General features: G+C 63.4%; 10 protein-coding genes. 4 read left to right on the top strand and 6 right to left on the bottom strand.

Features of this window, described 5'->3' with window-relative positions:
* Nucleotides 1-102: 102 nt before the first annotated feature.
* From JJE66_RS09035 to JJE66_RS09020, 4 genes are all read right to left on the bottom strand, one after another.
* Entirely contained in the window at nt 103-2,352 is a 2,250-nt protein-coding gene (locus tag JJE66_RS09035; protein WP_200513884.1) for an acetate--CoA ligase family protein, read from the bottom strand.
* A 145-nt stretch (nt 2,353-2,497) separates the two neighbouring features.
* Nucleotides 2,498-3,490 carry a glycosyltransferase family 2 protein gene (locus JJE66_RS09030; protein WP_200513883.1) on the bottom strand — a complete coding sequence of 331 codons (993 nt, stop codon included), beginning with the start codon at nt 3,488-3,490 and terminating at the stop codon, nt 2,498-2,500.
* 139 nt (nt 3,491-3,629) lie between these two features.
* Nucleotides 3,630-4,199, bottom strand: a complete 570-nt coding sequence (locus tag JJE66_RS09025; RefSeq protein ID WP_200513882.1) for a class GN sortase — start codon at nt 4,197-4,199, stop codon at nt 3,630-3,632.
* Nucleotides 4,200-4,287: 88 nt separating this feature from the next.
* Entirely contained in the window at nt 4,288-6,543 is a 2,256-nt protein-coding gene (locus JJE66_RS09020) for a marine proteobacterial sortase target protein (protein ID WP_200513881.1), read from the bottom strand.
* Nucleotides 6,544-6,730: 187 nt separating this feature from the next.
* On the opposite strand from JJE66_RS09020, the gene JJE66_RS09015 reads away from it, so the two are divergent.
* Nucleotides 6,731-7,501 (top strand): helix-turn-helix transcriptional regulator, encoded by a 771-nt coding sequence (locus JJE66_RS09015; RefSeq protein WP_200513880.1) that lies wholly within the window; start codon nt 6,731-6,733, stop codon nt 7,499-7,501.
* Between the two features lie 75 nt (nt 7,502-7,576).
* On the opposite strand, the gene JJE66_RS09010 is transcribed toward JJE66_RS09015, so the two are convergent.
* Complete coding sequence (locus JJE66_RS09010) at nt 7,577-8,797, bottom strand: ABC transporter substrate-binding protein (RefSeq protein ID WP_200513879.1); 1,221 nt, start codon at nt 8,795-8,797, stop codon at nt 7,577-7,579.
* Nucleotides 8,798-8,874: 77 nt separating this feature from the next.
* Nucleotides 8,875-10,425 carry a long-chain fatty acid--CoA ligase gene (locus JJE66_RS09005; protein WP_200513878.1) on the bottom strand — a complete coding sequence of 517 codons (1,551 nt, stop codon included), beginning with the start codon at nt 10,423-10,425 and terminating at the stop codon, nt 8,875-8,877.
* Between the two features lie 265 nt (nt 10,426-10,690).
* On the opposite strand from JJE66_RS09005, the gene JJE66_RS09000 reads away from it, so the two are divergent.
* The 3 genes from JJE66_RS09000 to JJE66_RS08990 all read left to right on the top strand — a co-directional run bounded on the left by JJE66_RS09000 (nt 10,691) and on the right by JJE66_RS08990 (nt 13,781).
* Nucleotides 10,691-11,827 (top strand): acyl-CoA dehydrogenase family protein, encoded by a 1,137-nt coding sequence (locus tag JJE66_RS09000; protein ID WP_200513877.1) that lies wholly within the window; start codon nt 10,691-10,693, stop codon nt 11,825-11,827.
* Nucleotides 11,828-11,961: 134 nt separating this feature from the next.
* Nucleotides 11,962-13,125 (top strand): acyl-CoA dehydrogenase family protein, encoded by a 1,164-nt coding sequence (locus tag JJE66_RS08995; protein ID WP_200513876.1) that lies wholly within the window; start codon nt 11,962-11,964, stop codon nt 13,123-13,125.
* Nucleotides 13,125-13,781: a glutathione S-transferase family protein gene (locus tag JJE66_RS08990; RefSeq protein ID WP_200513875.1), complete on the top strand. Its 657-nt coding sequence runs from the start codon at nt 13,125-13,127 to the stop codon at nt 13,779-13,781. Before JJE66_RS08995 ends, JJE66_RS08990 begins: the two co-directional genes overlap by 1 nt.
* The last annotated feature ends 22 nt before the right edge of the window (nt 13,782-13,803 follow it).

Below are 13,803 nucleotides of genomic sequence, written 5' to 3'. Positions count from 1 at the left end.
AGGGCGGGTTAGCGAAGCGTAACCCGCCACTGTCGTCAGCGTCCGTTACGCTGATTGGCGGATTACGCTGCGCTAATCCGCGCTACGAGCCCCTACGCGACATCAATGCCCAGCGGCTCGTTCGGCGGCGGCGTTGTTCAACACGATCAGCGCATCGACTGCGACACCGGTTTTGGCATTGATCAGGAACGGATTGACGTCGATCGAGGCGATCCGGTCGCCGGCATCCGCGATCAAATTGGACAGCCCGACCAGCGCCTTCACGGCGGAAGTCTCGTGCAACGCGGGCTTGCAGCGATAGCCGCGCATCTTGACGCCGGCCTTGGTGCGGCCGATCAGGAGTCGCGCCTCGGCTTCGTCCAGCGGCGCGCCGGCCAGCGCGACGTCCTTCATCAGCTCGATATCGACGCCGCCGGTGCCGAACAGCACGACCGGTCCCATCTCGGCGTCGAGCGAGGCGCCGACCACGAGCTCGAGATCGGCCTTGACCTGCTGCGCGATCAGGATGCCCTCGAGCGTCGGCTTGCCCTTCAGCTTCTTCACTCGCGCGGTGATGTCGGCAAATGCCTTCTTCACCTCAGCCGCGCTGTTGAGGTTCAGCACCACCCCGCCGATGTCGGATTTGTGCAGGATCTCGGCGCTGACGACCTTAGCCACGACAGGGAAGCCGATTTGCTTGGCGATCTTCACGGCCTCCGCCGCCGTCTGGGCGATTCCTTCTTTCGAGACCGGGATGCCGTAGGCCTTTAGGAGCTTCTTCGAGGCGACCTCGTCGAGCGCGGCGCCGGTTGCCGATTTCAGCGCCCTCTCTAGCACGGCGCGCGCGGTAGGTTTCGAGCTCGAGAGGATGTCGGGCACTTCCTTGCGCAGCTTCGCATAGGCAAGCAGCGATTTGATCGCAGTCACCGCGCGGTCCATGCCCTGCATGATCGCGAGATGCGGCAGCGATTTGCGCAGGCCCTTGGTGAACTCGGTAAAGCCGATCGACATCGCGCTGATATAGATCACGGGCTTTGAGGCTCGGCTCGCCATCTCGTCGACGATACGCAAATTGCGCTCGCGCAGCTCGTGCGGCGCCTTCGGCAGCTCCGCGTCGACGATGACGATGTCGATGTCTGGATCGTCGATCATCAGCTTGATCGACTTCATGTAGACGGAGGGATCGACCACCGCGGCAAAGCCGGCGTCGAGCGGATTGCCGACGATCGAGCCCGGCCCGAGCATCTTGGCCAGTTCGGAGCCGACGTGCGGGCTCAGCGGCGCAAAGTTCAGGCCCTCGGCATAGAAGGCGTCAAGCAGCATGCCGCGCTTGCCGCCTGACAGCGTGACGGCGGCAAGCCGGTCACCCTTGGGTACGGCGGCGTGAACGAAGCATTCGGTGGTCTCGATCAACTCGTCGAGCCCGCCCACGCGAATGACGCCCTCGCGGGTTGCAATCGCGTCGAAAGTCTCGATCGAGCCCGCGAGCGCGCCGGTATGCGCCATCGCAGCGGCGCGGCCACCCTCCGATGATCCGAGCTTGAGCGCGATCACCGGCTTGCTCGCGGCACGCGCGGCCTTGCAGGCGTCGCGAAACGCCTTGGTGTTGCGCACGCCTTCGAGATAGACCACGATCACTTTGACGCTCGGATCCTCGGCGAAATAGCGCATCAGGTCCGACGTCTCGAGCCCGGTCTCATTGCCGGTCGTTACCATGTAGCCGACACCGACGCCGCGATCCTCCAGCGCCTGGCGGATCGCCATCACAATGGCGCCGGATTGGCCGGCGATCGCCACTGCGCCCTGCTCCATGGTGACGATGCGATCGTCGATATTGGTGAAGAGCTTTTCGCCGGCGCTCAAATTTCCAAGGCAGTTCGGGCCCGTGACGGCAAGGCCCGTTTCGCGCACGGCCAGTTGCAGCTCGGCGGCGAGCTTCTGGCTCTGCTCATCCTGCAACTCGCTGAAACCCGAGGTGACGATGGTGGCCGACCGCGCCCCGGCGGCGGCAGCATCGCGGATCACTTGCACGGCAAAGCGCGCTGGCACCAGCACCAAAACGTGATCGGGCTTTTCCGGAAGGCTCGCAAAATCCTTGTAGCAGGGCACGCCCCAGATGGTCTGGCGTTTGGCGTTGACCGGATAGAGCCCGCCCTCGAAGCCGTACTTGACCAGATTGTTCCAGATGCGCTCGGCGTAATTGCCTGGCTTGTCGGTCGCGCCCACCAGCACGATGTTGTGCGGATGCAGCATGGCGTGAATGCCTTTGATGACGTTGCTGGCATCGGGCGGCGGCGACCATGGGCGTGCAGGAACCGACGCGGCAGAGACCTGCGCTTCCGAGACCTGCGCTTCGGATATCCGGGCTTCCATGGCGTGACCTCACCTGTTGTTCTTCTTGGTGGCGCGTCACCGTGTTGTATGGCGAGTTGGGTGGAGTGGCAACCGGCGGCTGCATGCCGCATGGCGGAATGCGCAGCGCAATCGACGATTTCATTCGTCGGCTCGCGACGTCTCCTCAGTATCGCAAGACCCCCAGCTTGTAGGCATAGTGATAGGCCAGCTGCTGGAGGAGATAGGGCGCGATGGCGCGCCGGATCTGCATATGGGTCGGATCGAATCCGAGGACGCGGCGCCGCAAAATGCCCATTTCCCTGACGCCGATCGCGTAAGTGGCTGCCGTCTTTTGCGCATCATGGATACGGAAGCAGGAGAGAAACCGCGGCAGGCGGACGAACTTGAATCCGGCGGCCTGCGCCCGCAGAATGAAATCCCAGTCCATCGCATAGTGGAAGCTTTCGTCGATCGGACCGATCTTGTCCCACACGCGCTTGCGCCAGAACATCGTCTCCTGCGGAATGTAGTCGGCATATTGCAGCGCCTTGCCGTCGTGGCGGGGCAACACGGCGCGGCCGACCTCGAGCCCCTCGCGATCGATAAAGATGCGGTTGCCGTAGACGATGTCGACATCGGGATGCGACATGAAATAGTTGACGACATGCGCGAGCGTGCCGGGCAGCAGCACGTCGTCGCTATTGAGATAGGCCATGATCTCGCAGTCGACGCCGGCAAAGCCGAGATTGATGGCGTTGGACTGGCCCTCGTCTGGCTCGCTCCTCCAGCTGATACCGTTGCCGCGGCTTTTCAGGAGCTCGAGCGTGCCGTCGATCGAGGCGCCGTCCTGCACGTGATAATAAAGGTTCGGATAAGCCTGGCTCACGATGCTGTCGATCGTGGCGCCGAGATATTGCGCATGGTTGTAGCTCGGCGTGACTATCGCGATCCGCGGCGCGTCCGCAGGAATGGCGGGTGCCGGCTTGAACGCGTTCAGGTTGAGCATTCGCGCAGGATATTGCTCGAAGGTCCACATCGGCGGTCGCCGCCACAGGCTGCGAAGAGAGGAGCGTCTCTGACCGGCCGCGATGAGATCGAGATTCCGCTCCAGTAGCGCGGCGCGGCTTTCGAGCTGCTCCAATCGCTGTTCGAGACGCTGCCTGAACTCTTCGTCCATTTACCCCTCTTCCCCGCCCATTCCCGCATCAAAAATCCAAGTGCCTTCTTGTAAGTCTACGGCCAGCGGCGCCAGTTCAGTGGCTTGAGGCGACTGGCTGCGGCATTTGTGCGCGATCTGAGAAGGGGCGATGGACCGCCTAGCTGCCGGCTTCAATCAGCGTCGCATGAAGAATGTAGCGCTCGGGACCGGGCGTGACGGCATCGAATGGCCAGCAGGTTGTTAACACGAGTTCAAAATCCGGCGTTGCAAGATCGATGCCCGGTGCGTCGAAACGGACTACGCGCGAGGCGTCCGCGCGATAACGAAAATGCATGCCGTCGGCGCGTGTGACCTCGATCACGTCGCCGATGGCAACTTCACGCAAGAAGCGGAAATGCGTGTCGCGATGCGCGGCATATACAGCAATTCCGCGCTCGCCGGCATCAACCGTTCGGTTGAGGTGGCCCGGCCCAAAGGCGAGCGCCTGACCGCTCGTCCCCTCCAGCACGATAGCGCTGGCGCCGATCCGCTTCACTTCGATCCGCGCCACCGGCCAGGTATCGGCCCAGGACCACGGCTTGACCGGCTGGCCGGTCGCAATGCTCCTGTCGAACGCACGCTCCAGCAGCACCTGTGCGAGCCAGGCCTTGGCGTGGATGTAGGCGCCGTCGCCGAACAGGATCGTGCCGATGAGAGCTAGAACGAGCGGCGAGATAAGGCGGGGCATTGTGCGTCTCGAAAAAGGCGCGCGCGGCCGTTGGGACGGGACGGGCAGCCGCGCGCGCTAAGCAAGAGGAGTTCGGGGGGCTCCTCTCTCAAGCGGCGTCAGTGAGCAAGGGCTGACGCCGGTTGAACACGAACAGGATCAGGGCGAGCACGATCATGATCAGGCCTGCGATCATCTTCAGCCCGGCCGAGGTCGCGGTCTTGGGCAGGCGAATCGCATCGGACGTGACGGGCGCCGGCCGTCTTGCCGCAGGCTGACCTGCGTCGGCGCGGCGTCCGTGCAACTGGATCGGCTGCGGCCGTTCACCGAACACTTTCGCGAAATCCCAGCCGGCCGGCAGGTTGATCGGCAGTTCGCTGAGCTTGAGCGGCTCGCCTTCGCGGCGGCTCGGCGTCTTGTCGACCGCGACGAGGCTGGTCAGCCGTGTGACGATCTGATGATCGAGCGCCAGCGCCAGGATCGTCTTGTCCGTATCCTCCGGCGTCATCTCGCGGAGCGTCCGCGCCACTTCGGCATCGCCGATCTTGCGCCTGGCCCAGAGCTTCGACAGGCCTTTGCCTTCGGCTGCATTTTGCAGCGGCAGCGTCACCGACCACGGGCGGTCGCCGACGCGTCCTTTGATCTCCAGAGAGCCCGCGAGCTTGTCGAGCTTTGCCGCGAGCACCAGCGGCTCGTCGCGATAGATGTCGGGAATGATCGCGGGCGTGACGTCGGCCTTGGCTTCCGAAAATTTCGCAGTAAGGCCGGTCACCGCAGGGTTCTCCAGCTTGGCGAACAGGCCGCGCATGCGTTCCTCGACCTGCTCGACGGAGCCGATATGGGTGAAGGCGCCGCGGCCGAGCTCGGAGGCGCGCGTCATCAGGTAGGTGTTGGGCGCCGATCCAATACCGACCATGAAGATGCGCGAACGGCCGCGCATCGCGGTGATAGTCTCGAACAATTGTTGCTCGTTGCCGATCGCGCCGTCGGTCAGGAAGACGATCTGGCGAATCATGTTGGTATCGGCAAGCTTGTCGGTCAGCGCCGCACGCATCGCCGGCACCATCTCGGTGCCGCCGCGCGCCCGCAACGCGCTGACGAACGAGGTCGCCTCACGAACATGCGCGGTGTCGGCCTGCACCGATGCCGGAAACATCACGTCCATGGTGTCGTCGAAACGAATCACGTTGAAATGGTCGTTCGGCTGGAGGCGGCCGAGCGCATAGAGCAGGCTCGCCTTGGCCTGCTCGATCGAGGTGCCGCCCATCGATCCCGAATTGTCGATCACGAACACCACTTCGCGTGGCAGCGGCTTCTGCGTCGCCTGCTCGGCGGCCGGCGGCGTGACGAAAGCGAGCAGATAATCGGCGTCGCCGACATGTTCGCGGAACAGTCCGACCGACGGCGCCTTGTCGGCCACCGGTTTCCAGGTCAGTCCGAAATCGCGGTCGGCGGGCACGGTATTGTCGGCAAGCGTCACCACGCGCGTCGTGTTGTCCGGGCTCTCGATCTTGACGTTGTGGTGGTGGCTCTTCACGTCGCCGAGCGCGAAGCCGGCCTTCAGGTGCACCGTGATGCTGGTCGGATTGATCGGCGCGCTCTTGGTGGGATCGAGCACCGGCGGCGAGATGCGGTCACGGTCGGGCACCGGGTCCGAATTGGTCGTGCCCCAGCCGGAGCCGTCCTTGCGGAAGTCGACGCTCTGCACGATTGGCGCCGGATTGTAGCGCGGCCCGACCACGAGCGGCACGCGCAGCGAATATTCGTTGCCGGATTGATGCACCGGCTCCTGATATTCGATCTGCACCAGCACGGTTTCACCGGGACCGATATTGGCGACCGAGTTGGTGAAGATGTTGGGCCGCTCCTGCTCGGTGAGCGCGGCCTTCTGCCCGGCGCGGCGCGCCTGCTCGTAGATCACCCGTGCCTGCTGACGTTCCTTGATGTCGCCGACGATGACGCGGTCGCCAACCACCATCTTGAGCGTATCGACGGCGCCGTCAGTGGCCAGCGGATAGACGTAGGTTGCCTCGACCCAGTCCTTGGTCGGATTGCGAAAGATCTGCGTGACCCGGGTGCGCAGCGTCGGGCCGGACACCGTGATGTCGATGTCGATGCCGAGGCGGATGGCTTCCGTCGTGGCGCCGTCCTCCTTGATGAGGAGCGTACCGGACTTGGCGTCGCCGGGCTGGAGCAGGCTTGCCTGCTCATTTGTCGCCGACCACCCCGGCGCGAAGCTCACCAGCAGGGCCACGAAACTGACCAGGAGCACGGCAGCGCCCTGCGCCAGAAGAAACAATCCGACCTTGATCAGCCTGCCGAGCCAGGGATGTTCGTTGCTGTCTTCCGCGTCATAGGTGTCCATTTGGCCTGCTCCCGAAGGGTGTTTGACGATGCCGAGCATCCGTCGGGAGGGCGCGATTTCGCGAGCAGAATGATCGGCAATGTTCCGCCGCGGCCGGCCAGGGCGGGCCACTGCTTTGGCGGTCATGTCCGGTTTTGTGCTGACTTGTCCGCCCTGCTAGACTGGCGGCCGTGGAGCAGGGTTAACGATGCAGACGCCGGATAGACTCAACGACGGGCAGCTTTCCGACGAGCAAAGCCGCGAGGTCGCGGAGATGATCCGCGAGGAAATTGCCAGGCGCCGGATTTCGCGGCAGGCGCTGGCCGAGCAGGCCAAGCTCAGCCTGTCGACGCTGGAGAAGGCGCTCGGCGGTCGCCGCCCGTTCACGCTGGCAACGACGGTCCGGCTGGAGCAGGCGCTCGGTGTGTCCTTGCGCAAAAACATTGCCGTGGTGACGCCTCCGGCTGCAAATGATGTCGCACCTGACAGCCTCGGCTCCTATTCGCATCGCGCGGTGACCTGGCTGGAGGATGTCTACATCACGTTGCGCCCGTCCTTCGGCGACAAGGATGCCATCTTCGCCTACCGCACCGAGATCGTCTGGGAGCCGCAGGTGTCCTCGCTGGTCTTCCGCGAGGGCGAGCGGACTGATGCGGCTTATGAGCACACCGGCGAGGTCGCGGTGCCGCATCAGTCCGGCTTCATCTATCTCGTGATCAACAAGCACGGCCAGCATCGCGTGATCACGGTGTCACGGCCGACCGTGGGCGGCGTGATGTATGGCATCATTTCGACGCTTCGCGCCGGTCCCGGCTCACAGCTGACGCCGGTCGCAGCGCCGATCGCCTATGTGCCGCTCAGGAACATTCCGAAGCCGTCGCTCGGACGGGTCGGGCCTGATGACACCAACCATGCATTCTATCGCGACCACCTGCGCCGCACGGTCGACGAATCGTTCGCACTCTTCTTGCCGGGTTAGATCACCTCGGCGAGGCGTGAAAAAATAGCGGCCTTGCGGCCGCTATTTCGTTGAGGGTTGCGGCAATCGCCGGAACTAGCCGCTCGGCTCGGCGCTGATGATGGGGCCGAACAGCTCCCACTGTCCGCTCTTGAACCGCCACATCTTGAGCTGTTCGATCGGTGCGAAGTCGGTGGACGAGGTATTGATCGTGATCCCCGGGATCAGCGTGTCGGGGGTGAAGTCCTTCAGGCTGGCGGCCTGCTTCATCACGTTCTCGCGGGTGAGATTGTCGCCCGATTGCTTCAGCACCTGCACCATGGTCTGGGCTGCGGCATAGCCGTAAACCAGATTGGCGTCCGAAATGTTCGCGCCGGGCATGTACTTCTCGATGAAGGCCATGAACTTCTTCATGCCCGCATTATCTTTCCACTGCGGATCCGATGCGTCCATCAGATAGCCGGCCGACAGCACGCCTTCGGAGGCCTCGAGGCCGGCGGGCTTCATCACAGCGCCGATGGACACCGAGACGTCGGTCATCAGATGCATCGGCTTCCAGCCGAGCTCGGCGATCTTTTTGATGGCCTGTGCTGCGAATTTCGGGGTCGCGATGTTCACGAAGACATCGGCGCCGGTGTCCTTGAGCTTGACGATATGGGCGTCGATCGACGGCTCCGATGTCTCGTAGCTCTCCTCAGCCACGATCAGCTTCGAGGCCTTGTCGCCGAACACGTCCTTGATACCGGCGAGGTAGTCTTTGCCGAAATCGTCGTTGGCATAGAAGATGGCGACCTTCGCGTCCGGCTTTTCCTTCAGGATGTATTTGGCGAAGATCCGCGCTTCGACCCGGTAGCTCGGCTGGAAGCCCATGGTCCAGGGGAAGTTGTGCGGATCGTTCCACTTGCTGGCGCCGGTGGCGAGGAACAGCTGCGGTACCTTCTTCGCGTTCTGATATTTTTGCACGGCGCTCTGGGTCGGCGTGCCCAGCGCGTTGAACACCAGGAACACCTCGTCGCTCTCGATCAGCTTGCGGATCTGCTCCACCGTCTTCGGCGGCGAGTAACCGTCGTCGTAGGAGATGAAATTGATTCTGCGGCCGTTGATGCCGCCCTGATCGTTGATCATCTTGAAGTAGGCTTCCTCGGTCTTGCCTATGATGCCGTAGGCGGAAGCCGGTCCGGAGTAGGCTTCGACATTGCCGATCTTGATCTCGGTATCGGTGACGCCGGTGTCGTACGCTTTCTGGGCGTAGGCGCCCTGGGCGGTGAACAACGTCAACGCCGTTGCTGCGGCAAGCAAAGAGAGTTTCCTGTTCATGAAATTTTCCTTGGCGTTTCTTCTGGGGTGGAGCAGGCACGTCGAAAAGAAAAAGCGCCCGTGAGAGGGCGCTTTGATCAGGCGTTGGCGGCTTTCTTATCGATTTCCGAAGTGACCGAGAATTCCCGGCGCAGGGTCGGCTTGTGGATCTTGCCGGTGGCGTTGCGCGGCAGCGCATCGACGAAGCGGATTTGGCGCGGGCATTTGAAGCGCGCGAGATTGGTCGCGCAATGCGCAAAGACATCTGCCTCGGTCAGCCGCTGGCCCTGTTTGACCGCGACGATGGCGAGGCCGACCTCGCCCCATTGCGGGTCGGGGATGCCGATCACCGCGGCTTCCGCGATCGCGTCAAGCTGGTGCAGGACATTCTCGACCTCGGCCGGATAGACGTTCTCTCCGCCGGAGATGTACATGTCCTTCCAGCGGTCGACGATGTAATAAAAACCTTCCTCGTCCATGCGCGTCGCATCGCCGGTGTGCAGCCAGCCGTCCGTGAAGGAGGATCTGTTCGCTTCCGGCCTGTTCCAGTAGCCCGGCGTAATGTTCGGTCCCTTGACCCAGAGCTCTCCGAGCTCACCCACTTCGGCATCGCTGCCGTCGGGGCGCACAATGCGCACTTCCGTGTGCAGCACCGGCTTGCCGGCGGAGCCAGCCTTGCGCGCCGCGTCCTCGCGGTCGAGCACCAGCACGGCGGGCGAGGTCTCGGTCATGCCGTAGCCCTGCTGGAGCGCGACACCGCGCGCCTCCCACACTTTCAGCAGCGGCATCGGCATCGGCGCGCCGCCGACACCGCAGACGATCAGACGGGTCAGGTCAGTCGTCGCGAAGGCCGGATGCTGCGCCATGAACTGGTAGATCGCGGGCACGCCGAAGAACACGTTGATGCCCTGGGCGGGATCGTTGATCAGGCCGAGCGCGGTGCCGGGATCGAAGGCGCGCATGATCATCACGGTGCCGCCGGCATGCAGCACCGGATTGGTGTAACAATTGAGCCCGCCGGTGTGGAACAGCGGCAGCACGGTGAGCAGCACCGAGGACGGCCCGATGCAGGCCGGGCCGCCGAGATTGACGCAATTCCAGAAGGTCATGCCATGGGTGATGGTCGCGCCCTTTGGATGACCAGTGGTGCCGGACGTGTACATGATGGTCGAGACATCATCGAGCGTGACTTCTTCAGCGCGGTCGAGCGGCTTTGCAGAAGCGATGCCGGTCTCGTAGCCGCCGCCAGGACCGAGCAACAGGCTCGTCGCCACGTTGCAGAGTTTTGCGACGCTCAGCGCCGTCTCGGCGAGATCGGTGTCGTGGATCATCACCTTCGGCGCGCAATCGCCGGTGATGAACTGAAGCTCGGGAATGGTGAGGCGGGTGTTCAGCGGGACGAAGACGGCGCCGAGCCGTCCGCAGGCAAACTGCACCTCCAGCGTATCGGTGGTGTTCAACGCCAGCACCGCGACACGGTCGCCGCGCGAGACTTTCAATGTGTGGCGAAAGAACGAAGCGAGGCGCGAGACCCGCGCATCGAGCTCTGAATAGGTAAAGCGGCGCTCGCTCGCGAGATCGATCGCCGCGACCTTGAGAGGTGAGCGGCGCGCATGGTGAGCGATCCAGTCGTAGTAACGAACGGCCAACAATCCCTCCCTCGGCGGTCTTGTGCCGCCTGCCTTTATTGCCGTGCACCATGTCCGGCGTGGCCCTGGGAGGCCAGCCGGAGTTTTGTGCAGCAGTCTTTTTTGATTTGGAGTTGGCCTGCGAGGGACGAAAACCGTCTTGCGTTGAGTTGCTAGGTCGCGGCCCGCGAGGTGCGGCTCCCCCGGCCAGCCACTCCGCGCAAGTGAGGCGCCGACGTTCCAGCCATGGTGGAACGAGAAGAGAGTCGTCGAAGGCGAGAATGCAATGAAGAGCCCTTTCTATACCGCCGAGCACGACGCCTTCCGCGACGTCATGCGCCGCTTCGTCGACAAGGAGATCGCCCCGTTCGCCCATGACTGGGACGAAGCCGGCGAATTTCCCCGCAGGCTGTATCGCAAGGCGGCCGAGATCGGCCTGTTGAGGCTCGGATTCCCCGAGGAATATGGCGGGATCGCCGCCGACCAGTTCATGAAGATCGTGGCGAGCCAGGAGCTGGCGCGGGCCGGCGCCGGGGGCGTCAGCGCCAGCTTGATGAGCCATACCATCGGCTCGCCGCCGATCGCGCGTGCGGCACGCCCAGAGGTCAAGGCGCGTGTGCTGCCGCAGGTGCTCTCCGGCGAGAAGATCTCAGCACTCGCGATCACCGAACCGGGCGGCGGCTCTGACGTCGCGGGCCTGCGGACCAAGGCCCGTCGCGACGGCGATCACTACGTCGTGAGCGGCGAGAAGACCTTCATCACCTCAGGGATGCGCGCCGACTATCTGACTGTTGCGGTGCGGACCGGCGGCGAGGGCGCCGGCGGCGTCAGCCTGCTCCTGATCGAGGGCGATACGCCCGGCCTATCGCGCACCAAGCTGAAGAAGATGGGCTGGTGGGCCTCCGACACCGCGACGCTGCATTTCGACGATTGCCGCGTGCCGGCCGAAAATTTGATCGGCGAGGAGGGGCAGGGCTTCAAGATCATCATGCAGAATTTCAACAGCGAGCGCATGGGCATGGCCGCCGGCTGTATTGCCTTCGCCCGCGTCTGTCTCGACGAGGCGATCGCCTATGCCAAGGAGCGCAAGACCTTCGGCAAGCCGCTGGCGCAGCATCAGGTGATCCGCCACAAGATTGTCGACATGGCCCAGAAGGTCGCGGCGTCGCAAGCGATGCTGGAAATGCTGGCCTGGCGGCTGGAGCAGGGCGAAAGTCCGGTCGCCGAAATCTGCATGATGAAGAACCAGGCGACGCAGACCATGGCCTTCTGCGCCTCGGAAGCCGTGCAGATTTTTGGTGGCGCTGGCTTCATGCGCGGCATCAAGGCCGAGCGCATCTACCGCGAGGTCAAGGTCAACGCCATCGGCGGCGGCACCGAGGAGATCATGAAGGATCTCGCCAGCCGGCAGATGGGGCTGTGACTGCTTTCTTCGTCATGCCCGGGCTTGTCCCGGGCATCCACGTGCTTCGCTGCCGTCGCAAAAGACGTGGATGGCCGGGACAAGCCCGGCCATGACGAGCATAAATAACCGTGCCTATCGGAGCCTAAGCTCAAATGCTATTCACCGCCGACCACGACGAGATCCGTCGTTCCCTGCAAAAATTCATCGCCAACGAGATCAATCCTCATGTCGATGAATGGGAGAAGGCCGACATCTTTCCGGCGCACGAGCTGTTCAAGAAGATGGGGAGCCTCGGCTTCCTCGGATTGAACAAGCCGATCGAATTCGGCGGCTCCGGCCTCGACTACTCCTATGCGTTGATGATGGCCGAGGAGCTCGGCGCCATCACCTGCGGCGGCGTGCCGATGGCGATCGGGGTGCAGACCGACATGGCGACGCCCGCACTCGCGCGGTTCGGCGGCGACGGGGTGCGGCGCGAGTTTCTGGCGCCATCGATCTCCGGCGACTACGTCGCCTGCATCGGCGTGTCCGAGCCGGATGCAGGTTCTGACGTCGCCTCGATCAAGACCAGCGCACGCTCTGATGGCGACGACTACGTTATCACCGGCGGCAAGATGTGGATCACCAACGGCACCCAGGCCGACTGGATCTGCCTACTCGCCAACACCGGCGATGGGCCCGTTCACCGCAACAAATCGCTGATCTGCGTTCCCATGAAGAGCAAGGGCGTCACCGTTGCGCGAAAACTCGACAAGATGGGTATGCGCTCGTCGGACACCGCGCAGATCTTCTTCGACGATGTCCGCGTGCCCAAGCGCAACCGCATCGGCGAGGAGGGCAAAGGCTTCACCTACCAGATGATCCAGTTCCAGGAGGAGCGACTCTGGGGTGCGGCGGCCTGCCTGAAGGCGCATGAAAACAACATCAACGAGACCATCGAATACACAAGTAACCGCAAAGCCTTCGGAAAGTCGATCCTCGACAATCAGGTCGTCCACTTCAAGCTCGCGGAGATGCAGACCGAGGTCGAGTTGCTGCGCGCGCTGATCTATCGTGCCGCCGAGGCCCTCGTAGCGGGCGAGGACGTCACAAAACTTGCGACCATGGCCAAGCTGAAGGCTGGACGTCTCGGCCGCGAGCTCACCGACGCCTGCTTGCAATATTGGGGCGGAATGGGCTTTACCAACGAGACGCCGGTCAGCCGCGCCTATCGCGACAGCCGCCTGACCTCGATCGGCGGCGGCGCCGACGAGGTCATGCTGATGGTCCTGTGCAAGATGATGGGTACGCTGCCCGGCAGCAAAGGGAATGTCTGATGATTACGCTCTATCACTGCGACGCCGCGCGCTCGTTCCGTCCGCTCTGGATGCTGGAGGAGATGGGGCTTCCGTATGATCTGAAGATGCTGCCGTTCCCGCCGCGGGTTTTCGCCAAGGAATATCTCGCGCTCAACCCGCTCGGCACGATTCCCTTCATGGTCGACGGCGAGACCAAGATGACGGAGTCCTCCGGCATCTGCCACTATCTCGGCGTCAAGCACGGACCGACGTCGCTGATGGTAGGCCCTGAGGACCCCGCCTATGGCGCCTTCTTGAACTGGATGTATTTCAGCGACGCCACGTTAACCTTTCCGCAAACGCTGGTGCTCCGCTACACCCAACTCGAGCCGGAGGAGCGCCGCAATCCGCAGGTCGCCACCGACTACGCGAAGTGGTTCCTGGGGCGACTGCGCGCCGTTGAGGCAGCGACGGCCAATGCCGAAACCTTGTGCGCCGGCCGCTTCACCGCCGCTGACATCGTGATTGGCTATGCGCTCCGCCTCGCCGACAATATCGGGCTCGCCAAGGAGTTTGGGCCAAATGTCGCAGCCTATTGGGCCCGATTGCAGCAGCGCGACGGCTTCAAGCGCGCCGTTACTGCGGAGCAGAAGGCCGGCGCCGAGCAGAATGTTGCGCCGCGCGCGAGGGCTTAGTGGTCGTCCCGGCGAAGAGTTC

It is taken from the genome of Bradyrhizobium diazoefficiens (genome assembly GCF_016612535.1).
GTDB classification, from domain to species: domain Bacteria; phylum Pseudomonadota; class Alphaproteobacteria; order Rhizobiales; family Xanthobacteraceae; genus Bradyrhizobium; species Bradyrhizobium diazoefficiens_C.
The sequence above is the reverse complement of the archived record's forward strand: the minus strand, read 5'-3'. Positions and strand labels throughout refer to the sequence as shown.

What these genes read in the sequence shown, in the direction of transcription:
- JJE66_RS09035 (WP_200513884.1), bottom strand. Translation starts at nt 2,352, where the DNA reads ATGGAAGCCCGGATATCCGAAGCGCAGGTCTCGGAAGCGCAGGTCTCT.
- JJE66_RS09030 (WP_200513883.1), bottom strand. Translation starts at nt 3,490, where the DNA reads ATGGACGAAGAGTTCAGGCAGCGTCTCGAACAGCGATTGGAGCAGCTC.
- JJE66_RS09025 (WP_200513882.1), bottom strand. Translation starts at nt 4,199, where the DNA reads ATGCCCCGCCTTATCTCGCCGCTCGTTCTAGCTCTCATCGGCACGATC.
- JJE66_RS09020 (WP_200513881.1), bottom strand. Translation starts at nt 6,543, where the DNA reads ATGGACACCTATGACGCGGAAGACAGCAACGAACATCCCTGGCTCGGC.
- JJE66_RS09015 (WP_200513880.1), top strand. Translation starts at nt 6,731, where the DNA reads ATGCAGACGCCGGATAGACTCAACGACGGGCAGCTTTCCGACGAGCAA.
- JJE66_RS09010 (WP_200513879.1), bottom strand. Translation starts at nt 8,797, where the DNA reads ATGAACAGGAAACTCTCTTTGCTTGCCGCAGCAACGGCGTTGACGTTG.
- JJE66_RS09000 (WP_200513877.1), top strand. Translation starts at nt 10,691, where the DNA reads ATGAAGAGCCCTTTCTATACCGCCGAGCACGACGCCTTCCGCGACGTC.
- JJE66_RS08995 (WP_200513876.1), top strand. Translation starts at nt 11,962, where the DNA reads ATGCTATTCACCGCCGACCACGACGAGATCCGTCGTTCCCTGCAAAAA.
- JJE66_RS08990 (WP_200513875.1), top strand. Translation starts at nt 13,125, where the DNA reads ATGATTACGCTCTATCACTGCGACGCCGCGCGCTCGTTCCGTCCGCTC.